At 54.2% G+C, this 22,120-nt stretch carries 18 protein-coding genes; all 18 read left to right on the top strand.

Annotated elements, in window-relative coordinates; translation table 11 throughout:
* Nucleotides 1–31 precede the first annotated feature (31 nt).
* The 18 genes from BU251_RS07905 (at nucleotide 32) to BU251_RS07830 (ending at nucleotide 22,079) form a co-directional block, all read left to right on the top strand.
* Nucleotides 32–670, top strand: a complete 639-nt coding sequence (locus BU251_RS07905; RefSeq protein WP_128700643.1) for an HAD family hydrolase — start codon at nucleotides 32–34, stop codon at nucleotides 668–670.
* On the top strand, nucleotides 643–1,404 hold the full coding sequence (locus BU251_RS07900; RefSeq protein ID WP_128700642.1) for an ABC transporter ATP-binding protein: 762 nt from the start codon (nucleotides 643–645) through the stop codon (nucleotides 1,402–1,404). The genes BU251_RS07905 and BU251_RS07900 overlap by 28 nt, the downstream gene beginning before the upstream one ends.
* Entirely contained in the window at nucleotides 1,401–2,210 is an 810-nt protein-coding gene (locus BU251_RS07895) for a hypothetical protein (RefSeq protein WP_128700641.1), read from the top strand. The genes BU251_RS07900 and BU251_RS07895 overlap by 4 nt, the downstream gene beginning before the upstream one ends.
* Nucleotides 2,211–2,478: 268 nt before the next feature.
* Nucleotides 2,479–3,483, top strand: coding sequence for a D-alanine--D-alanine ligase family protein (locus BU251_RS07890; protein WP_128700640.1), 1,005 nt, complete (start codon nucleotides 2,479–2,481; stop codon nucleotides 3,481–3,483).
* A gap of 246 nt (nucleotides 3,484–3,729) precedes the next feature.
* Complete coding sequence (locus tag BU251_RS07885) at nucleotides 3,730–4,947, top strand: KamA family radical SAM protein (protein WP_228767805.1); 1,218 nt, start codon at nucleotides 3,730–3,732, stop codon at nucleotides 4,945–4,947.
* Between the two features lie 437 nt (nucleotides 4,948–5,384).
* Nucleotides 5,385–7,343, top strand: a complete 1,959-nt coding sequence (locus BU251_RS07880; protein ID WP_128700638.1) for an elongation factor G — start codon at nucleotides 5,385–5,387, stop codon at nucleotides 7,341–7,343.
* Nucleotides 7,344–7,494: 151 nt separating this feature from the next.
* Complete coding sequence (locus BU251_RS07875; RefSeq protein WP_228767804.1) at nucleotides 7,495–8,196, top strand: DUF933 domain-containing protein; 702 nt, start codon at nucleotides 7,495–7,497, stop codon at nucleotides 8,194–8,196.
* A gap of 75 nt (nucleotides 8,197–8,271) precedes the next feature.
* Entirely contained in the window at nucleotides 8,272–9,819 is a 1,548-nt protein-coding gene (purH, locus tag BU251_RS07870; RefSeq protein WP_128700988.1) for a bifunctional phosphoribosylaminoimidazolecarboxamide formyltransferase/IMP cyclohydrolase, read from the top strand.
* Nucleotides 9,820–9,994: 175 nt separating this feature from the next.
* Nucleotides 9,995–11,371, top strand: a complete 1,377-nt coding sequence (locus BU251_RS07865) for a bifunctional folylpolyglutamate synthase/dihydrofolate synthase (RefSeq protein ID WP_164908927.1) — start codon at nucleotides 9,995–9,997, stop codon at nucleotides 11,369–11,371.
* Nucleotides 11,359–12,795, top strand: a complete 1,437-nt coding sequence (mnmE, locus tag BU251_RS07860) for a tRNA uridine-5-carboxymethylaminomethyl(34) synthesis GTPase MnmE (protein WP_228767803.1) — start codon at nucleotides 11,359–11,361, stop codon at nucleotides 12,793–12,795. The genes BU251_RS07865 and mnmE overlap by 13 nt, the downstream gene beginning before the upstream one ends.
* A 12-nt stretch (nucleotides 12,796–12,807) precedes the next feature.
* Entirely contained in the window at nucleotides 12,808–13,371 is a 564-nt protein-coding gene (gene folE, locus BU251_RS09490) for a GTP cyclohydrolase I FolE (protein WP_194946677.1), read from the top strand.
* Between the two features lie 149 nt (nucleotides 13,372–13,520).
* Complete coding sequence (locus BU251_RS09460; RefSeq protein ID WP_164908926.1) at nucleotides 13,521–13,694, top strand: hypothetical protein; 174 nt, start codon at nucleotides 13,521–13,523, stop codon at nucleotides 13,692–13,694.
* 97 nt (nucleotides 13,695–13,791) lie between these two features.
* A complete protein-coding gene (locus tag BU251_RS07855; RefSeq protein WP_128700632.1) occupies nucleotides 13,792–14,232 on the top strand; it encodes a PPC domain-containing DNA-binding protein in 441 nt (146 codons plus the stop codon).
* A gap of 780 nt (nucleotides 14,233–15,012) precedes the next feature.
* Nucleotides 15,013–15,291 carry a thioredoxin family protein gene (locus tag BU251_RS07850; RefSeq protein WP_128700630.1) on the top strand — a complete coding sequence of 93 codons (279 nt, stop codon included), beginning with the start codon at nucleotides 15,013–15,015 and terminating at the stop codon, nucleotides 15,289–15,291.
* A 19-nt stretch (nucleotides 15,292–15,310) separates the two neighbouring features.
* The gene (locus BU251_RS07845) at nucleotides 15,311–15,940 is read left to right on the top strand and encodes an OmpA/MotB family protein (protein ID WP_128700628.1); all 630 of its coding nucleotides are present in this window, start codon (nucleotides 15,311–15,313) and stop codon (nucleotides 15,938–15,940) included.
* A 140-nt stretch (nucleotides 15,941–16,080) separates the two neighbouring features.
* The gene (locus BU251_RS07840; protein WP_164908925.1) at nucleotides 16,081–18,237 is read left to right on the top strand and encodes a tetratricopeptide repeat protein; all 2,157 of its coding nucleotides are present in this window, start codon (nucleotides 16,081–16,083) and stop codon (nucleotides 18,235–18,237) included.
* A 91-nt stretch (nucleotides 18,238–18,328) separates the two neighbouring features.
* A complete protein-coding gene (locus tag BU251_RS07835) occupies nucleotides 18,329–19,861 on the top strand; it encodes an alginate export family protein (RefSeq protein ID WP_128700624.1) in 1,533 nt (510 codons plus the stop codon).
* A 55-nt stretch (nucleotides 19,862–19,916) separates the two neighbouring features.
* Nucleotides 19,917–22,079, top strand: a complete 2,163-nt coding sequence (locus tag BU251_RS07830) for an ATP-binding protein (protein ID WP_128700622.1) — start codon at nucleotides 19,917–19,919, stop codon at nucleotides 22,077–22,079.
* The last annotated feature ends 41 nt before the right edge of the window (nucleotides 22,080–22,120 follow it).

Below are 22,120 nucleotides of genomic sequence, written 5' to 3'. Positions count from 1 at the left end.
TCATGCCTCTTGCGGGTCTTAAGGCGATTCCATGACGACGGCCGACGTGAAGTTGATCCTTTGTGACCTGGGGAATGTGTTGTTGCATTTTGACCATCGCATCGCTGTGCGCCGGATCCTGCCCCATTGCGCCAAGTCCTCCGATGAGATCTACCAGCTTTTTTTCGATTCCCCCTTTACCAAGGATTATGAGGAGGGCCGTGTTTCCTCGGCGGATTTTTTCAAGCATGTGAGCGCCGCGTTGGCGGCCCCGGGCTTGGGGTACGAAGAGTTCTGCGCCGCCTGGAGCGATATCTTCTTCGATTCCGGCGAGATGCTCGCGTGGCTCAAAGAATTGAAGAAGGATTTTCGCCTGCATCTGGTCTCCAACATCAACGAACTGCACTACGCTTTCATCCGCAAGAATTTTTCCGATCATATTGCTGTCTTCGACGACATCTTCTTGTCTTATGAGATCGGCCACCGCAAGCCCCATCGGGAGATTTACGACCGGGCGATCCGGGCATCGGGCTATGGCGTGCCGCAATGCCTTTATATCGACGACAGGGAAGACCTCGTCGCCGCTGCCAGACAGATGGGGATCCGTTCGGTCGTTTTCAAGGGTGCCGCGGCGTGCCGGCAGGAACTTCAAGAGATGGGCATATGGCCTCAGAAGAAAACATCGTTTTAAAAACGCAGAGTCTTTCCAAAGAGTATAAAAGCGGCCCTGTTTTTTTTCAAAAAAAGGTCCGGGCCGTTATCGATTTGACCCTGGATGTCCGCCGCGGCGAGGTTTTCGGTTTTTTGGGCCCGAACGGCGCCGGCAAGACGACAACCCTGCACATGCTCGCGGGGATCTCGCGTCCGACGGCTGGCGGCATCGAGATTTTCGGAAAGCCTTTTCGCTGCGGTCAGATTTGGCCTCTGTCCCGCATCGGTTATGTCCCGGAGAGCACGTATCTGCCGGCGGATATGACGATGACGGAACTCCTGTCTTTTTTTGCGCGTCTCTATGGTTTGCCGGGCGCGACCGTCCGGGAGCGCATCGCTTCCATGTTTGAGATGATAGGTTTTGTCTTGCGGGAACGCGCCACCTTCGTGCGCAGCCTTTCGATGGGGCAGCGGCGTCTCCTGGATTTGGCGCTGGCCCTTGTTCACGATCCCGACCTGATCTTCTTCGACGAACCCACCGTTTATCTCGATCCTCTGGCCGTCGAGCGTTTCCGGGGCATCATCGGCATGCTCAAAAAGAAAGGCAAGACCATTTTTTTGTCTTCTCACACCTTGCCATTGATCGAGAGGCTTTCCGACCGCGTCGCGGTCATCGCCCGCGGCCGTCTCCTGAGGGTCGCATCGGCTCAGGATTTTGCCGCCGAGGGCGGCCTGGAGCCGATCTTTTTACAACTGGTCAAGGGGGCATCATGAGAGGTCCTCTGCTTTTCCTCTGGCAGGTCCGCCTGATCGCCGGAGATGTCTACCGTGCCGCCGTGCGCGAGAAGATGATGTACGGCTTTCTCCTCCTTTCCTTTCTTTTTATTTTAATGGCCAATGTCCCCTACATGGTGGCCGACCCGAAAGTTTTTGAAAACCAGCCGGCCCTGACTTCGTCTTTGCAGATCGGCTTCGTCGCCATCCACATCTTTATTCTCTTGATCGCCGTTTTTGTTTCGCTCAATACGATGCAGAATTACCTGGCTTTTGAAAGGCTCGTCCTGCTTTTATCGCGGCCTGTGCGGCGGTGGCAGATCATGGCCGGCGTCCTTCTCGGCCTCTATCAGATGATCCTCATTAACTGGTTTCTGATGACCTCCGGCATCTGGCTGGTCGTCTTGTCCCATGAAAGGATGCTCTTGCCGTTTGTCTGGAGCGGGTTGTCCGTCGCCGCGCTCCTGGGGATCCTGTATGTCAGCCTCGTCGTTTTTTTCTATTGCCTCATGCCCAACATGATGGCCGGCGTCTTGACCATTTTTGTCGTCATCGCCGGTTTCGGCACGTCTTCGGCGCGCCTGGTCTTTGCGCGTTTCGGCTGGCCCGTCTTTTTTGAAAAAGCGGCCCGTCTGGGCCTCAATGCCTTGCCGCAGATCAATACCCTCCTCGGTATTTCCATGAAAGAGCTCCGGTTTTTCCATCTCGACATCCCGGCAGGACTCTATATCTTTCAATCTTTCCTTCTGATCACCGCGCTCGGGCTGTTCTCCTGCTCGGCATTCGAGCGGCGCAGCCAGTTTTAGGGAAAATTTTAGCGAATTGTTTTTCCGGCAAGGATATTTTCCGCGCCGTGAGACGAAAATTTTTTTCCCGACGGGAAAAAGGGCGAAAAAAATCGGCTCAAGCCGCTCAAAACATCTTGACAAGGGTAATTTATTGTGATAATTTTTGTTTATAGATAAAATTTTTAAATCAAAGGAGATTCAAATCAAAAAGTTAATGTGTTAAGGGACTCTCGACAGCGGGGTCCCTTTTTTTATTATTTAGCCCCCGTCGAAAGAGCGGGAATTCATGGGAAAAACAATCGGTTTTACATATGACCTGAAAAGCGACCATCCTGCCGTGGCTGACGTGCCGTCGGACCATTTCGCCGAATTGGATCATGAAGCCACGATACAGGAAGTCGTAGAGGCCCTGGAGTCCGGCGGGCACAAGGTTGTCAAGATCGGCAATGCCGCGAATCTTTTGGGCCGCAGCCGCGAGCTCGCGAGTATCGACATCGTTCTTAATATTTGTGAAGGGTTGGGCAACAGGAACCGCGAATCACAGGTGCCGGTGGTTCTTGATATCCTTGGTGTTCCCTATGTGGGTTCCGACGGTTTGACGATGGGGTTGACCCTCGACAAGGCGATGGCGAAGAAGGTTTTTTTAAGCGAAGGCGTCTCGACGCCGAAATTTTTCCTGGCAGACGAGCAATATGATTTTAATAATCTGGATTCGATGCGATTCCCTTTTATCGTCAAGCCTTGCCATGAGGGTTCGTCCAAGGGGGTTTCCGAAGATTCTATCGTTTTCGACAGGACGGCCTTGGAGCGCCAGGTGAGGGAGCTGTCTCGGCTTTACAGGCAGCCGGCGCTTGTCGAGGAGTTTATCCGGGGTGGGGAGTTTACGGTCCTGGTGATCGGCAACAAGGAGCCGCGTGCCCTGATGCCCGTGCAGATCCAGATCACCGGGCACCTGCAACTTGGAGACTTGATTTATACGTCGCGCCGCCTGGAAGGCGATGATGTCGTCTATGTGTGTCCCCCGAAAGTGGATGAGGCCTTGCGCCGTGAGCTCTGCGATATGGCGGTCCGGACTTACAGGGCTGTCGGCTGTCTGGATTTCGGCCGCGTGGATTTTCGCGTCGACGAATCCGGCCGGCCCTATGTCCTTGAATTGAACCCGTTGCCGTCGCTGTCGAGCGCCGACGTCTTTCCGCTGATTGCGCAGGCGGAAGGTATGACGTATCAGGGGTTGATATTGAAGATTATCGACACAGCCCTGGAACGCACAGGGCAGGAGAAGGATAGGTAAAATTAAGGAATCGACTTGACTCCTCGTGTAAACAGCTGAAATTTCTGGATGCACCCAGCCTCGTCTCGGCCCGGCCTTTGGCCTGGGCCAGGTCTCGGCGGGCATCCACAAATTTTTCAGCTACACTCGGAGTTAATCCTGCCAGAGGCAGGATTAAGGAATGCATTTTCACCCCTCGCTTAAGCACTTGAAAATTTATGCCACGACGCGTCGGCATAAATTTTCTGCGTAAGCTCGGGGTTGATTTTGCAGGGAAAATACTTCAATATAGGCAAAATCAAGGAGGGTCAACTGGCAAGCCAAGCCCAGACATTGGAACATGCGTCACCGCAGACGCTGGTGCGCCGCGGCTGTATCGGCGACTATCGCAAGGTCGCGCTTTGGAAGGACGTTCCTGAAGAGCAGTGGGAAGATTGGCATTGGCAGATCGACAACCGTATCCACAGCCTTGAGGCGATCTCCAAGGTTCTTATCCTGACGCCGGAAGAAGAGGAGGGTATCAAAAAGTCCAACGGCCGTTTGTCGATGGCCATCACACCTTATTGGACGACCTTGATGGACCCTGACGATCCCGAGTGTCCCATCCGCAGGCAGGCCGTCCCTTTGAAACAAGAATTCCAGTTTGGCGCTAACGAATTCGTCGATCCGTGCGCCGAAGACCGTGATTCTCCGGCCAGCGGCTTGGTCCACAGGTATCCCGACAGGGTCCTTTTGTTGAGCACGGAGAAGTGCGCCATGTATTGCCGCCATTGCACGCGCAGGCGCCTCGTGGGCGAGAAGGTATCGCATGCCATGAATGCCAAAGCGCTCGACGCGGCCGCGGATTATATCCGTTCCAACAAGAAGATCCGCGATGTCTTGATCTCAGGAGGCGATCCCCTGATGCTTGAAGATAGCGAGCTTGAAGAGATCATCAGGAAGATCAAGAGCATACCGCATGTGGAATTTGTCCGCCTGGGCACACGCGTCCCGGTCACTCTCCCCCACAGGATCACTGAATCCCTTATTGCGATGCTCAAAAAATATTCACCGCTTTGGATCAGCATCCATTTTAACCATCCGCGGGAGGTTTCGCGGCGTTGCAAGGCAGCCTTGGACATGCTGGCTGATGCGGGCATTCCTTTGGGCAGTCAGACTGTGCTTCTGAAAGGCATCAACGACAAACCCTACATCATGAGAAAGCTCATGCATGAGCTCTTGAAGGTGCGCGTGCGGCCGTATTACATTTATCAATGCGACCCGGTCAAGGGCACGGCGCATTTCCGCACGCCCGTGGCGGTAGGCATCAATATCATTGAAAAGCTGCGCGGTTTCACCTCTGGCTATGCCGTCCCGACCTACGTGGTGGATGCTCCGGGAGGCGGCGGCAAGATCCCCGTGGGCCCCAGCTACCTGATTTCGCAGGATAAGGGCAAACACGTATTGCGTAATTATAAAGGTAAGATTTACACCTATGTAGAATAATGGCGGTTTTCCCGCGATCTTGAGCCCCCTTTTGAGCAAAAGGGGGCTTTTTTTGGCCTCCAGGGCCTTGAGCACCCCTTCTGCGGCCTCCGTGACGGTTCCATTGACGCTTTGAGGTTTATCTATTATAATAAACACCTAACGTTTTTTGCGGCAGACAGTTAAATACAGCCCAGGTTTATGGAGCGCTACGGACGTAACACAATTTGCGTTCATTTATTTCATTCGTTCGTGTAAATTGTCCGTTCATTGAGTTTGACTCCTTGCTTATGCGCTTGTAAATTTTTCCAGGGAAGGCCGTCGGCCTGGCGCAGCCGGCCAGGACGGCCATCCGGAAAAATTTCCCTGGTCTGCTGTTTCAGCAGACCGAGCAAGCTTGGAGTTGATTTTGCAAGGTAAACTCACCCACTCGTGGCAAAATCAAGGGGAGATAAGAAATGGACAACGTCAAGCCTGATGCCAAAAGAACTGTTGTTTTTGTATCTCACGCCCAAGCGGGCAAGACCACGTTGGTAGAAGCCCTTCTTTTCGCCGCCGGTGCCGTTTCCCGCAAGGGGGCGATCGCCGAAGGCAATACAACGAGCGACTATAACGCCGATGAGATTCAGCGCAAGAATTCTATCAATTCCAGCCTGTGCCATTTGTCCTGGCGTAACCACTCTGTCCAGATGGTGGACACGCCCGGTTATGCGGATTTTGCCGCAGACATGCTCGGGGCCGTGCGCGCGGTCGATGCCGGCATCCTGGTCATAGACGCGACCGGAGGCATTGAGGTCGGCACCGAACGGGCATGGGATGCCTTAGAAGAATTGAAGCTGTCGCGCTTGATCTTTATCAATAAGACCGATAAGGAGAACGTCAATCTGGACGAAGTTGTCCGGGAGATCAAAGAGAGGTTTTCCAAGGCTGCGGCCGTCGTTTCCTTTCCTGTCTCGGCAGAATTGAAGGAGGCGATCGCCGAGACCAATGACGAACTCCTGGAGCGCTACCTTGAGGGCAAGGAGATCAAGGAAGAAGAGTTCAAAAAAGCCCTTAAAGACGCTATCGTGAAGGGAAAACTTTATCCTATCATCGCAGGCTCGGCCCTGACGGACAAGGGCACCAAGGAGCTTTTGGATTTTATTGTGGATTATCTGCCTTCGCCGCTGGAACGGCCGGCCGTCGCCGTGACCGACGCCCAGACGGACCAGCCGCGCGAGCTCAAGCTTGCCGAGGATGCGCCCTTCGCGGCCTTCGTGTTTAAATCCGTCGTAGACCCCTTTGTCGGCCAATTGACGATCTTGCGGATTTTTTCAGGCACCCTGGCAGGCAATACCGGTTTTTATAATGTGACGCGCGGCACAAAGGAGAGGATCGGCCAGTTGATTCTTTTGCAGGGCAAAGAACAGCGGCCGGTCGCGTCGGCTTCATGCGGCGACATTGTGGCTGTGTCCAAACTTAAAGAGACCCTTTTGGGCGACAGCCTGGCCGACGAGAAACAGCAGGTTGTGTTTGCGCCGATCGCCTTTCCGGAACCGGTCTTTTCTTCTTCCATCAAACCCAAGACCCGCCAGGACGAAGAAAAGATCTCGGAGGCCCTCGCCAAGCTTTGCGCCTCAGACCCGACGTTCAAGATCTCTCGCGATACGCAGACCAAGGAGACGATCATTTCCGGCCTCGGGGACCAGCATATCGACGTCATGGTCAAGCGCCTCAAAGAGCGTTATCACGTCGAGGTTGAGATCGGCACTCCCAAAGTGCCCTATAAGGAGACGATCAAGAAGGCGGCCAGGGCCCAGGGCAAGCACAAAAAACAATCCGGGGGCCGGGGCCAGTATGGCGACGTTTGGCTGGAGGTCGCGCCTCTGGAGCGTGGTAAGGATTTTGAGTTCGTCGACAAGATCGTCGGAGGCGCCATCCCGAGGAATTTTATCCCTTCCGTCGAGAAAGGGGTGCATAACGCCATGCTGGGCGGGGTGATCACATCGTTCCCCATGGTGGGCGTGCGCGCCACCGCTTATGACGGCTCCTATCACGACGTAGATTCCTCCGATATGGCTTTTCAGATCGCCGGCGCCTTGGCGTTTCGCAAGGCGGCCATGGATGCCCAGCCGATCCTGCTTGAGCCTATCATGGAGGTCGAGGTGACCGTTCCCGAGGAGTGCATGGGCTCCATCCCCGCGGACCTCAATTCCAGGCGAGGGCGGGTCCTCGGCGTTGAGGCGCGCGGCAAGAACCAGACCATCAAGGCCCTTGTGCCCTTGGCCGAGATGTTTCGTTACGCCACGGACCTGCGTTCCATGACAGGGGGCCGGGGGAGCTACACGATGCATTTTTCGTCCTACGAAGAAGTCCCGGCAAAAATCTCCCAGGGGATCGTCGCCCAGAACCCCCGGCACAAGCACGAGGAAGAGTAAGGCATTTTGCGATTTCGGCAATGTCGTTCGGCTGCGGCAGCGAAGTCCGTGAGGGCAAGGTTGTTCGGTGACGCTTTGGCGAACGATGTACCCCGACAATGAGACGGGTTTCTTGGCCGTAACCACGACCGAGATGCAAGAAGGAATCTCTATGAAAATATGCGTTTTCGGCGTTTCTGATTTTCCGTTCGGCAAGAAGGCCTTGCCCGAACCGCGTTTAAAAAAGATCGAAGAGTTATATAAGGCCCAGAAGGTGACGCAGATCCAGGTAGAATTCGTCACGGAAAAGGACTTGAAGACTGCGGATGCGATCGTCTGTCCCGAAGGCAAGCGGCTGGATCTTTTGATCCTTGATATGGAGGTCCTTGAGGGCAAGCTGGAGCGTCAGCCGCCGCAACAGGAAAAGACACTTTTGGAACGCGCTCAAAAATACCTGGAGAAGGAAACGCCTTTGTCCTTGGGCGATTTCTCTCTCGACGAGAAAAAGTGGCTGGCCAATAATAATTTCGTTTCCATCAAGCCCGTTGTCTTTGTCCCCGAAGCCCAGATGACCGATATCGCGTCGGTGACGCGCAAGGCTTATGACGAGGCGGGAATGATCTGTTTTCTGACCGGCGGCACCAAGGAGGCCCGCGCCTGGGAGATCCGCCGAGGTGCCACAGCCGTTGAGGCCGCAGATGCCATTCATTCGGATATCGCGCGGGGGTTCATCCGGGCCGAGGTCATGGATTACGATGCCTTGGTGAAAACGGGCAATGTCCACCAGGCCAAGTCCTCCGGCGTCCTGCGCCAGGAAGGGAAGGATTACGTCGTCAAGGACGGCGATGTCATGGAATTCAAGTTTAGCGTGTGACTTTCTAGAGATAACAGAGAACACCTGCCTGCCGGCAGGGAGTACAGAGAACAGAAAGAAAATGGAGAACACGTGCTGAAGATAAAAAGGGCGTTGATCAGCGTTTCGGATAAAACGGGCGTCGTGGAACTTGCGAAAGTCCTCTCGGATTTCGGCGTTGAGATCGTTTCGACCGGCGGGACGGCCAGGGCTTTGAAAGAAGCGGGGATCGATGTTGTCGAGATGTCGGATTACACGGGATTCCCGGAGATGCTCGACGGCCGCGTCAAGACCCTGCATCCGAAAATCCATGGCGGCCTTCTGGCGCGCCGCGACAATCCTGAGCATTTGAAACAAGCGGAGAGTTGCGGCATCGGCCTGATTGACATGGTCGTGGTCAATCTTTACCCTTTTGAAAAGACTGTTGCAAAGGCCGGCGTTACCGAAGAGGAGGCGATCGAGAATATCGATATCGGCGGTCCGTCGATGTTGCGTTCAGCCGCAAAAAATCATGCTTCTGTCGCCGTTGTCTCCCGGCCGCAGGTGTATCCGTCGATCATCGAAGCGCTGAAAGAGAATGACGGCTGTCTTCCGGTATCGCTCCTTAAAAGCCTGGCTGCGGATGTCTTTGAGCTGACGGCACGCTACGATGCGGCCATTGCGCAGTATTTAAGGGGGCCGCAGGACCGGTTTCCCGGACGCCTGGATGTAGTTTTGTCCAAGGCGGCGTCGCTGCGTTACGGAGAGAATCCTCATCAGGAGGCCGGTCTCTACCGCTGGGAGGGATCTGAATCCGCTGCCACCCTGGTCAACGCCAAGCAGCTCCATGGCAAAGAGCTTTCCTTTAATAATTACCTGGACCTGAATGCCGCCCTGGAAAATATCAGGGGTTTTGTCAGGCCCTGCGCTTGTATCGTCAAGCATACGAATCCTACGGGAGTGGCCCAGGCCAAGACCCTTGATCGTGCGTTTCATGACGCCTGGCAGAGCGATCCGCTTTCCGCTTTCGGAGGGATTGTCGGTCTCAATAGGCCGGTCGACGCCAAAACAGCCCGGGCTCTTTTGAAGAGCGGATTTTTGGAATGCATCCTGGCCCCTGCGTATGAGCCGGCGGCCTTGGCGTTGCTCAAGGCCAAAAAGAACCTGCGTCTTCTTCAAATGGCCGCGGGGGTTTCCGCAGATCCCCAGGCATGGGACGCCAAGAGGATCGACGGCGGTTTTCTCGTCCAGGACAAGGATGCGAGAGATGCCGCTGCAAAGGATCTCAAGGTCGTCACGCACAAAAAACCGACGCGCGCCCAGATGATTTCTTTGTTGTTCGCCTGGGAAGTCGTCAAGCACGTCAAGTCCAACGCGATCGTCCTGGCGCACGGCACCGCGACCGTCGGCATCGGCATGGGCGAGACCAGCCGCGTGGATTCGATGTTCATGGCCGTCAAAAGGGCCGGCCGGCGCAGCCGCGGTGCTGTCCTAGCCAGCGACGCCTTCTTTCCTAAATCCGATAACGTTGCCTTGGCCAAAAAAGCAGGGATCAGGGCCGTCATCCAACCCGGCGGCTCTATCGCCGACGAAGAGATCATCCGCGCCGCCGACAAAGCCGGCATCGCCATGGTAGTCACAGGCGTCAGGCATTTCAAGCATTAACGAGGCCGCAACTTACGGAAGTTGCCCGCGAAGCGGCAGTTCAACGGTAGTTGCTTGGCCGAGTTAACCCTCTCATCAATGATGCGGTGATCTTCGATCGTATTCATTGGTGTGGGGGTAAATTCGCACGAATGACTTATGCCGCGCGAGAGCTCCATAAGTCATGTGCTCATTCATGACCTACGAAAACGCCCTGGCATATCTGGAAAAACTGATCAATTACGAGCGCCGGCCGCCGGAGACCTACCGGACGGCCTTCAAGCTCGATCGGGTCGCGGCCCTTCTGCGGCTGATCGGCAGCCCTCAGGATACGCTTTCCATCGTTCATGTCGCCGGCACAAAAGGGAAGGGCTCCACGTCCTGTTATATCGCGCAGATCCTGCGTGATGCAGGCTATCGCACCGGCCTTTATACCTCGCCGCATCTGCAGGATATGCGGGAACGCATCAGGATCCTCGAGCCGAGTCATGCGGCGGAGGGTCATACGATGTTTCCGGGGATGATCCTTAAAAATGATTTTGCCGCTTTGCTCGAAAGCCTGATGGGGGCGCTGGAACAATTTGATCGCCTTTCCGCGCCTTATGGTCCTCTGACATTTTTTGAAGTCTTGACGGCGATGGCGTTCAAATATTTCGCAGACAAGAAAACGGACGCCGTCGTGCTTGAGACGGGTCTGGGGGGCCGCCTGGATGCGACCAATGTGGCGTCGTCTTTGGTCTCGGTGATCACCCCGATCAGTTACGATCACGAGCATATCCTCGGCAAGACGCTGCCGGAGATCGCCTTCGAGAAGGCCGGCATCATCAAGGCCGCCAACAAGAAGACCTCGCAGGGTTTTGGCATCTGCATCAGCGCCGCCCAGATGAAAGAAGCGGCCCAGGTGGTCAGGCGGCGGTGCCGTTCGCAAAACACGATGTTTTTCGTGATGAACAAGGATTTCCGTTATAAAGAGATGTCGCATGACCTTTTGACCCAGCGGTTCTTTTACCGCGGGCTCAACGGCAGCTCTCATTTTTTTGATATTCGAATGCTGGGGGAGCACCAGTTGACCAACGCCTCTGTGGCGCTGGCGGCGGTTGAGGCACTGGGCCTTTACGGCATACGCGTTCCAGTCGAGGCGATGGTTTCAGGCCTCAGAAATGCTTACTGGCCGGGCAGGCTGGAAGTGGTTTCAACCCAGCCTTTTGTCATCCTGGATGGCGCCCATAACAGGGAGTCGGCTTACCGTCTTGCTCATTTCATCGAGAAGGAATTCGAGGGTTTCAAGAAATGGCTTGTCTTCGGCGCCTCTTCGGATAAAGACCTCAAGGGGCTCTCGGATCTTTTGGGGACCATGGCGGACCGGGTGATCCTCACGAAGGCCAACCATCCGAGGGCGGCGGATCCCGAAAAACACCTTAAAGGGCTTTTCCATAAGAAATCCCCTCTTGTCACGCACTCGGTGGAAGAGGCCATGGATATTTTGAGCCATCAGATGCAGCCTCAAGAGGTGGCTGTGATCACGGGATCCCTTTTTGTCGTCGGGGAAGCCAGATCTTTATGGCAGCACTAGTTTCTATGAACGATACGATTGCCGCGATCGCCACGCCCGTCGGTCAAGGTGCCGTGGGGATCGTGCGTTTGAGCGGGGCCGGGGCCATTGCCGTTGCCGATGCAGTTTTTTCATCGAAGAGAGGAAAGCCGCTGTCTGCCGCCCGGACATTTTCTCTCTGCTACGGCTGGATCGTGCGCGACAAAGAGGTGTTCGAACGCGCCGGCAGGACACCGCAGGCGATGCCCGAACTCATCGTGGATGAGGTCGTCGTTTCCTTGATGCGTTCCCCCCATAGCTATACGCGGGAAGATGTCGTTGAGATCAATTCTCACGGCGGCCCCCGCGTCTTGTCCGTTATCCTGGAATTATTGCTGGCTAAAGGCGCCAGACTCGCTATTCCCGGCGAATTCACCAGGCGGGCATTTTTGAACGGCCGGCTGGACCTTGCCCAGGCGGAGGCAGTCCTTGATATCATCCAGGCCAAGAGCGAGCTGGCCCTGAAAACCAGCCTGACGCAGCTTTCCGGTGAGCTTTCGGGCAGGATCAAGGGGTTGCGGCGCCGGATGCTCGATGTCCTGGCAGACATAGAGGCGCGGCTCGATTTTTCCGACGAGGAGCTTGGCGGCGTTCCCGATGACGCCTTATCGGTGTTGAGGACCACCCTGCAGGCGCTTCGCTCCCTCTTGGAGGGGAGTTTTTGCGGTCGTATCGTTCGCGAGGGACTGAAGGTCGTTATTTATGGACGGCCGAATGTCGGGAAGTCGTCTTTGCTCAATGCGCTCCTTCGGACCGACCGGGCCATTGTGACGGCCATCGCAGGCACGACGCGGGATACGATCGAAGAGTGCGTTTCCATCAGGGGGCTGGCGGTTTGTTTTGTGGACACGGCGGGGATCCTGGAAGCCCATGATGAAATCGAGCGTCTTGCTTTGGAACGGACGCGCAAGGCCATCGACGCCTGTGATCTTTTATTGTTTGTCTTCGACGGGTCGGCGCCCTTGGGTCGCGAGGATGAGGCGCTCTTGTCGCAGGTCAATCCGTTAAAAAAGATGATCGGCGTCATCAACAAGAGTGATCTGCCTGCCCGGGTTGACGCCAGCCGGCTGCGGGGCCTGTTCGGCGTAAGGCCGCTTGTCCATGTGTCTGCTCTGGAACGGGAAGGCATAAAACAACTGGAAGACGAGATTTTCGGGGCCGTGTTCCATGATCCCGGCCTTTTATCTGCGGACGTCCTGGTTTCCAACGTCCGCCATATTGAAATCCTCAAAAACTCCGCCGCATCGCTGGAGCGGTCGATTGATTCTTTGCAAAAAGGCCTTTCTCCCGAGTTTGGCGCTGCGGACCTGCGCCGGGCGGTCGACGGTCTCGGAGAGCTGACGGGGGAGGTTTTTCGCGAGGATGTCCTGGATGTCATTTTTTCTAAATTCTGTATCGGTAAATGAAGCGAGGGCGACATGAATAAGCAAAAATTGATCAAAGCCGTCAAGATGATCCTTGAGGCCGTCGGGGAAGACCCCAAAAGGCAGGACTTGCTCGAGACCCCTGAGCGTGTCGCGGATATGTACGCAGAGATTCTTTCCGGCCTTTCAGCCGATCCCAAGAAAGAGCTGGAAGTCGTCCTGGATCAGAAACATGAGGAGATCGTTCTTTTAAAAGACATCCCGCTTTATTCCATCTGTGAGCATCACCTTTTGCCGTTTATCGGCCGCGCCCACGTTGCGTATATCCCGAAGGGCGGCCGCGTGACAGGTTTAAGCAAGATCGCACGCGTTGTTGAGATCCTTTCCCGCAGGCCTCAGGTCCAGGAGAGGTTAACGACCCAGATCGCTACGGTTATTATGGAAACTCTTAAACCTCTTGGGGTTATGGTTGTAATTGAGGCCGAACACCTGTGCATGAGCATGCGAGGTATTAAAAAACCGGGCATCACCACCGTGACTAGCGCCGTGCGCGGGGTCTTCAAAGAGAACGAGAAGACAAGGTCCGAAACCCTCGCCCTGATGAAGGGCGGACGTTGAGATGTCCGGCGATCGCGGAGAGTTGTTTTTCCGACGGAGAACACGGATCTTTTTTACAAGAAGGTCCGCTCCCACCCTAAATATTTCTTGAAAGTTGCTGTCAAAAGAATACAATGACTTTAACCGATAGAAAGTCAGAGGGGGTGCGCATGGCTAAAGTTAAAAAGGGTTCTCGGTTGGTGTGTGTGCCTTGCGGCAGGGAAGTCATCGTGGATGCCTGCGGAATTTCACAGCAGACCATCTGGTGTTGCGGCAAGCCTATGGCCCGCAAGAAGACCTCTTCCAAAAAATCATCCGGCAGGAAGAAATCCGGGAAGAAGTAGGCCTTAGTCACTCTGGTTTTTCTCTTTTTTGGCGGCACTTAAGAGATCCTGCGTTCCTGTTGTTTGTGTCCGCTGGGATGAACGGTTATCGACGACGATGCAATATAGCCAAGGCCGATTGGGCCGTGTTTTCCTGGTTAAATTCGAGAATAAGGACGACATCCTGAAGTCCCTGGAAGGTTTTGTCAAAAAAGAAGGACTGAAGAATGCCGTTCTTGTTTTTCTTGGGGCATTCCGCCGGGGCCAGCTGGTCACGGGGCCTAAAAAAGCCGTTGTGCCGCCGGAGCCGAACTGGAAACCTTTTGACGGCGGCTGGGAAGTCATGGGTGTGGGGACCGTGTTTTCGGGCAAGAAAGGGCCCCAGATCCACATGCATGCGGCCATGGGCAAAAAAGACAAGGCCCTCACCGGGTGTGTGCGTAAAAAAGTGGATGTTTTCCTGGTGATCGAAGCCGTTGTTTTCGAACTCAAGGGCATTAAGGCCAGAAAAGAGATAGATCCGAAAACAGGGCTGAATTTATTGAGGATATTGAGATAGGGCGGAGGAGTTAAGGAATAAGTGTTACTCCTCGCCTGGGCGCTCGGAAATTTTCCACCAGGGCTAGGCCGTCGGCCTGGCGCAGCCGGCCAGGACGGCCATCCGGTGTAAAATTTCTCTCGCAGGCTCGGAGTTAACCCAGAAAGGGTAGGCCTCCGCATACCGCAGAAAGCGGCACCCCGCTTTAATAGGATAAGCGGGTGCGTCCTGCTGGACGGCATACTGGCTCATCCGATTGAGCCAGGTAATCCACATAGCGGAGGGTCTAATTTTGCGAGGAAGAAGCGCCTCGGTATAGGCAAAATTAAGGAAATAAACGTCACCCCTTGCGTAAGCATCTTGAAAATGTTTCTCTGCACCCTGCCTTCGCAGAGCTCGGACGGGTTCCGCAGAAAGCGGAACACTGGCCCTACGGATGGGGCCAGGTGCAGCCATAAATTCTCAAGATACGCTTTGCCTGCCATAGCAGGCAAGCAGAAAGCGGCACACCGCCACAGAAGGTGGCGCACTTGCCGTCCGAATGAGGCAAGGTGCGGCCATCCGATGGGGCCGGGTGGAGGAGTTAACCCCACAAGGGGGTAGACCTTCGCAATACCAAATAAGCGAAGGGTCTAATTCCGCCAGGGGCGGAAGGTTAAAGGAAAAAACGTTACTCCTCGCGTAACCATCTTGACAATTTATGTCTGCGACCAGTCCTCGCAGAGCTCGGACGGGCAGCCATAAATTTTCAAGATACGCTCGGAGTTAATTCCGCCAGGGGCGGAATTAAGGAGGTCAGGTATGGCCATCAAAAAGGTAGAGATCGTCTGCAAGCCGTGCCCAAAGTGCGACGGTCTGGAGAACAAGATCAGGGATATCATCAGATCGATCGGCATTGCCAACAAGATCACCATCGTTTTCACCTTTGTGCATACGAAGGAATTGACGGGATTGGCGGATTTGGGCGTAAACCCGGGGATGACCCCTGTTATTTTGATCAACGATCAGGTGGAGCTTGCCGGCCGGGTGGATATGCAGGCATTAAGAAAGCGTTTTGAAGCCATCCACAAGATCGGCTGACAAGAAAGGGGCTTTGTCCATGGCAAAAATTATTTTCAGGAGCGTTATTATTTCCGTTCTTGCTTTGACGTTGACAGGTTGCACGACCTTATCGAAAAAACGGGCCTTAGAGAGGGAGAATGAGCGCCTCAGAGAACAGGTTGCGACGCTGGAGGAACAGAAGGACGCGGACTTGCAGAGGGCGCTGAAAGATCTGACCGCTAACCTCAAAGATGAACTGGCGAATTACAAGGCCAAGCTTGAGATGACCGAGAGGGGGTTGGTGATCACGTTCCTTGCCGAGGTCTTTTTTGATTCAGGCAAGGATACGCTGCGGCCCCAAGGCAAGGTCTCGCTGGAGAAGGTGGCCCAAGTCATCAATAAAGATGTTCCGGATTCAAGGGTGGCCATCGAAGGCCACACGGATTCAGATCCCATCAAGTATTCCGGCTGGAAATCCAATTGGGAATTGTCCAGCGCCCGCGCTTTGGCCGTCTTGCATTATTTTGTGGATGAAGGGGCTGTCAAGCCGGAACGCCTCTCGGCTGTGGCTTATGGAGAGTACCAGCCCGTGGCATCCAATGACACGAAAGAAGGTAAACAGGAGAACCGCCGTGTCGAAATCGTCATCCTGCCTTCGCATGTCGAGAAGGTCAAGGCCGAAGAGTAGTTTGTTCTGATGGGTATCGCAGGAAAACACCTCTCCTGGATCCAGGAGAGGTGTTTTTTCTTTCCACACCCTGCCGGTTTTGTTATAATGGGCGCCTGAAGGACGCCCTTTTTTGGAAACATTTTCCGACGACAATGTCCATGCCGAGGTTATCCGTACAAGACATCCGCAGGACCTTTTTGGACAGGTATGCCGAACATTCCAGGCTCATCCTTGCCTGCCTGCTTGCCGTTATTGTCCTTTTGGTTTTTCTGCCGTCATTGCGTAACGGTTTCATCAACTGGGATGACCAGGTCTATGTCCTGGATAACTCTTCCATCAAGGCCTTGACGGGGGCCAATCTGCACAAGATCTTTACGTCTTATTATGTCAGCAATTACCAGCCGTTGACGCTTTTGAGTTTCCTGGTCAATTACCAGATAGGGCATTTGGAGCCTTTCGGCTATCATTTGACGAATTTGCTTTTGCATCTTTTGAACGGCCTTTTGGTCTTTTGGCTGGTACGCTTGCTGCGCGGCCGGGCCGCGTTCGCGTTTTTTGTGGCGCTTTTGTTCAGCATCCATCCCCTGCGCGCCGAGAGCGTCGCGTGGGTGGCGGAGCGCAAGGACGTCCTCTATGCGTTTTTCTATTTGGGGGCCCTTGTCAGTTACGTGTATTATCTGCAGCGGGGGCTTCGGTCCCGTTATCTCTGGCTCACCCTTGCGCTTTTCGTTCTTTCGTTATTGTCCAAATCCATGGCGGTGACCCTGCCGGTCATTCTTTTTTGTTTTGATTATTTCCTGCGCCGCCGGCCGGATCTCCACATGTTCCTTGAAAAGATTCCCTTTTTCGTCCTGTCGGCGTTTTTCGCCCTCGTCGCGCTCTATTCCGTTTATGGCGGCAGCCACGATATCGTCGGCCTGGCGGCCGCCGAGAGATTCCACAACGGTCCTTTGTTCACGCTTGCGTTCTATCTGGGACGGATCTTTTGGCCCGCGGGATTGTCCGCCTACTATCCGGCAGATGTGTTCTATGCGACCGCCTATCGGCTCAGCAGTTATCTTTGGCCCTTGGCGTTTTTTTCCGTTTTCGTCCTGGCGGTCCGCCGCAGCCGCGCCGTTGTGTTCGGCTGCCTCTTTTTTGTCGTTTCTCTTTTGCCTTTGCTGCAATTTCTTCCGATGGGGGATACGAAAGTGGCCGATCGGTTTGTCTATGTGGCGTCCATCGGTATTTTCTTTATCCTGGCTGAGGGATTTTTCCGGCTTTGGGACAAGATCGGCGGCCGAGTGACGGGAATAAGGGTTTTTTTGGTCGTTTTGCTTGCGGCCGTGGCCTTGTTTTGCGCCACGACGACATACAGGCGCTGCAGGGTCTGGGAGACAAGCGTGACCTTCTGGACGGACATCCTCAAAAAATATCCCCAGGTGGTCATCGCCTACAATAACCGGGGCCTGGCTTTCATCAATGAAGGGTCATATAGAAAAGCGCTCATGGATTCCACGGAGATGTCGCGCATTATCGACGAGCGCTATACGTTATATAAAGGATATTATCAGCTTTATAACGCCAACCTAGCCATCCTTTATTATCTTTCAGAAGGACAATATCGCAAGGCCATCGAGGTGTCAGAGGCCGCCATCAAGGCAGACCCGGACAAGAGGTATAGATATCAGATCAATCTGGCGGTGGCCTATGCCTCGCTGGGCGATGCCGCCCGCGCCGAGGAGCTTCTCAGGGAATCCATCGCCAGGGATCCCGAGGCGCGCGTCGAAGCATACTACAATCTTGCGCTTGTGGCTGTTAACCGCAATGCCTTGCCCGAAGCCGAAGATTTCCTGCGCCGATCCTTGCAGGAGAATCCCGATTTCGGCCTGGCCCATGAGGCCCTGGCCGCGATTTTCTACAAGCAGGGCAAACTTGACGAAGCGATCGCCCATTACAAACGGGCAGTCGCTTCCGGGCCCCAGGATGTCGCGGCTTATAACGGTCTGGTGACTGCGATGATGGCCAAAGAGGAGTATGCGGCCGCATGGCCTTATGCCCGTCAGGCCGTCAAGAAGATGCCGGAGGACATCGGCGCGCTCTCCAATCTCGGCTCCGTTCTTTGCGCGCTGGGGCGGCCGCAGGAAGCGATCCCGGTTTTCCAGCGGGCCCTTTCGCTCGCGCCGAGCTCAGGGTTGGTCCATAATAATATTTGTTTTGCTTATTACCTCAACGGGGATTGCCGCCGGGCCGAAGCGCATTGCCGCAAGGCCCGCAGCCTCAGCTATCCTGTTCCTGATCTCCTGTGGCAAAAACTCGATACGTGCCGCCCCTAGGAAATCTTTTACATTTTTTCATTGGCGGCGAGATATAATAGGTTAGCTGTGTGCAGTGGACAAATCCGGCCTTGAGCTTTCAGGGTGATCAATGCGGAAAAAACAGAAAATATCTCGGAGCGGTCCGCTCGTTGTCGTTTGTTTTTTTGGCTTTGTCGGCGCTGTCTCGGCAGAGATTGAGATCGTCAAGAACGAGAATTTCCTTTTCAGCGTCACTCCTTATTTCAGGACTGACGCTGTTGTTTTAAAGAACACGGTTGACCTGGATAACAAGAACAAGGATGATTCCTCGGCGTATCTCGGCATCGATTACAGTCTGGGTTTTGACCTCACATTCAAAGACGACGGCCCCCAGGCGCATCTGAAGCTGGAGAGGAACGGGCCGTATGACTACGATGCGCCCGTGTTCATCCACAATACGCTCATGACGTCCACGGCGAAGGTGGAAAGATACCGCGACGCAGAACTCCTGCCTCACCTCGAGGAGTTCTGGTATGATTTCGGCCTCTATAGCCTGCCCTCCAGATTGAAAAGCGGCCTCTTTGTCTATGAGGCCGGTAACAATCTCGCCGTGCCTTCCGACTACGAGAATTATTCGGTGAGTTTATACGGCGAAAAAGAGAATTTGAAGTGGACCCTTTATTATTGCCGTCCCGACCTGGCGAACAAGAGCTACCGCGGGCCGCGCATCGACCAGGAAAGGGAACAGGGGATTCATTACACGCCGAACAAGGCCAATTTCTTCGCCGCCGACGCGCTTTTCACCTTCAAAAACTATTCCCTCCAGCCCTATCTGGAGGTTCTGTCGGATTATTCCGGAGCCAAACGCACGAATCTTTTTTCTACGTCTACGCATGAGGACATCCTGGGCACCTGCGGTCTTTCCTGGAATGCGACGTTGGACAAGTTTTCTCTAGGGATAGAGGCGGCCAGGAATTTCGGCGAGGCCAAGTCTACGGACCCGGCCCGTAAAGATGTCGAACATTGCGGTTACCTGGTCTATGCGGATGCCGCTTACAGATTCGATCGGATCGTCCCCCATTCGAGATTCGCCTACGCCTCCGGCAACAAGGTGCCCGTGGACCAGGTGGGCGACGACACGTTCACCAGCGGCAAAAACCGCGCCTTCAGCGTTTATTCTCCCCTGAACACCAACCTGGCGGATTCCATTTATCCCATCGGTCCGGAAAGCATGCCTTTGGTGGCTATGGGCGGCGGCAACGGGTTGAATTACGGCGTCGGTCGTCCGACCACCTTTTCAGACCCTTATTTGTTCGAAAACCTCATCCTTGTCTGTCTGGGCCTTGATTTTCAGATAACGGAAAAGCTTTCTATGACGTTTGACTGGTGGTATTTGAGGTCTGCCGAAAGAGGTGTGGGCACCTGGGCGGGCGAAACCAAGACGCTTGCGACTGACCTGGGTAACGAGCTGGACATGTATTTCAACTATGAATTGAACAAGCATGTGGCGCTAAGTCTGTTCTGCGGCTATTTTTTTCCGGGCGAGTATTACAAAGAGGAGCGGGATGATACCGACGGCAGCCTTTTTTCTCCTTTTTTGCGGGGCGACGGCGAGGCCGACGGCGCTTATCAGATCGAGGCCAGCGTGACATTCAGCTATTAGATAGGATGCATGAGACGCACAGGGGCGATAGAGATCATCAAGGGGACATGAGACCATGAGAGTCCAGACAAAATTAACCTCGCTGTTGTTGTTTCTCGCCGTCATACTGCTCGCCGCAAGGCATCTGCACCAGACCTTTGAAAATGAACGCGTTTATCTTCTGTTTCAGCAGAGCAGCGAAGAAAAGAAGATTTATTTCAACAAGCTGATCATTCTCAAGGGCGCCAACCTGAAAAGTTTGTCCGTCGATTATACCTATTGGGATGACATGGTGGGTTTTGTCCGCGGCAACAAGGACATGGCATGGGCCAGGCAGAATATGGATGAAACCGCCCTGGGGACATATCAGGCGGACGCGATATGGGTGTATCGCCCGGATCTTTCTCGGGCGTATTCCATTCAGAGCGAAAACGCCTCCGGCCTCAAGGACCTTCCTTTTTCCGTCGAGATCATTAAGGACATTTTTTCAAAAAAGCGGCTGTGTCATTTTTTTGTGTATACAGGCGCAGGCCTGATGGAAATCCGGGGCGCCACCATTCATCCGACAGCAGACCCGGAAAGACAGACGCCTCCCCAGGGGTATTTTTTTGCCGGCCGCCTCTGGAACCAGGGTTTTCTCGACGATCTCTCGGAGCTGATCGGCGGCGAGATCGTTATCGACCGGATGAAACCGGCGATCCCTGATTCCAAGACCCTTTTGGATACCAATATGATTATTTTTTCAAAGGAGCTTCTCGATTGGCGGGGAGGGCCGGCGGCATATCTTTATGTCAGTATCCATTCCGCGGAACTGGACATTTACAAACGATTCTCCCGGAATGTCACAGCGACGTTTATTTATTTCCTCGTTATTATTATCGTCGTCATCACGGCATTCATGATGATGATGCTCAGCAGGCCTTTTGGGTTTATTTCCCAGGCATTGAAAAAAGAGAACGCCGTTTACCTTCGCCCTTTGGAAAAAGACACCAGTGAGTTCGGGGACATATCGCGGTTGATATCCAGATTTTTCAGGCAGAAAGAGGATTTGGTCAGGGAAATCATCGAGCGCAATAAGGCGGAAAAGAGGTTCCAGCAGGTGGCCGCTGCCGCCGAGGAGTGGATCTGGGAGTTGGACAGCGACGGTCTCTATACGTATTCCAGCGCCATCGTCGAAAAGATCCTTGGTTATCGGCCGGATGAGATTGTCGGCAAGAAGTATTTTTACGATTTATTTGTTCTCGAAGACAGGGAGCGCCTGAGAAAGCAGGCCTGGGAGGCTATCGGGGCCCGGAGATCATTCAAGAATTTTATCAACCGGAATATGCATAAAGACGGCCATATCGTTTGGTTGGATACGAGCGGTTCTCCGATCATCGACGAAAAGGGCCGTTTTTTCGGATACCGCGGCGTGGACACAGACATTACCGAGCGCAAAAAGGCCGAAGACGAACTCAAAGAAGCGTATATCAGGCTCAAAGAAATACAGGAACAGCTGATCCAGGCCGAGAAATTGAACGCCGTGGGCCAGCTGGCCAGCGGCGTGGCGCACGAGGTCAGGAACCCTCTGGCGATCATCCTGCAGGGCATTGACTATCTTGAGATCAAGACATCTCCCTCCTCGGGGGATATTTTCGAGGTCCTGGCGATACTGCGGGAGAACATCAAGAGGGCGGACAAGATCATCAATGACATGCTTGATTTTTCCAGGGCCGCGCATCTGAATCTCACGCCTGCAGACGTGAATTTGATCATTGAGAGTTCTCTGGATCTGGTCAGGACCAGGTCCAGATTCGACAATATTCTTATCATTAAAGAACTCAAGAAAGATATGCCCTTGGTCCTGGCGGACAAGAACAGGCTGGAGCAGGTTTTTATCAATGTTCTCCTGAATGCAGTCCAGGCCATGCCCCAGGGCGGCAGCATCACCGTGCGCAGCTATGACAAAAAACTCGAAGAGATCAGGAACGGCATCGGTAAAAGGGCGCAAGACAGTTTTTATTTTGGAGAATTGGCGGCGGTCGTAGAGATCGAAGACACGGGCTGCGGCATCCCCGAGGAGAACCTGAAAAGGATCTTCGATCCGTTTTTTACGACGAAAGGCCAGAAGGGGTCGGGGTTGGGGCTGTCCGTTACGAGAAACATTATCCATATGCACCGGGGGCTGGTACATGCAGAAAGCGTCGAGGGAAAGGGGACTAAGATAACATTGATCTTGAAGCTGGCCGAAAGAGCATAATGCAAAGAGAGCGCGAGGCAGCGATAAGGTGATCGGAAAGG

The organism is Candidatus Velamenicoccus archaeovorus (assembly GCF_004102945.1).
GTDB classification, from domain to species: Bacteria; Omnitrophota; Gorgyraeia; order Velamenicoccales; family Velamenicoccaceae; genus Velamenicoccus; species Velamenicoccus archaeovorus.
The sequence above is the reverse complement of the archived record's forward strand: the minus strand, read 5'-3'. Positions and strand labels throughout refer to the sequence as shown.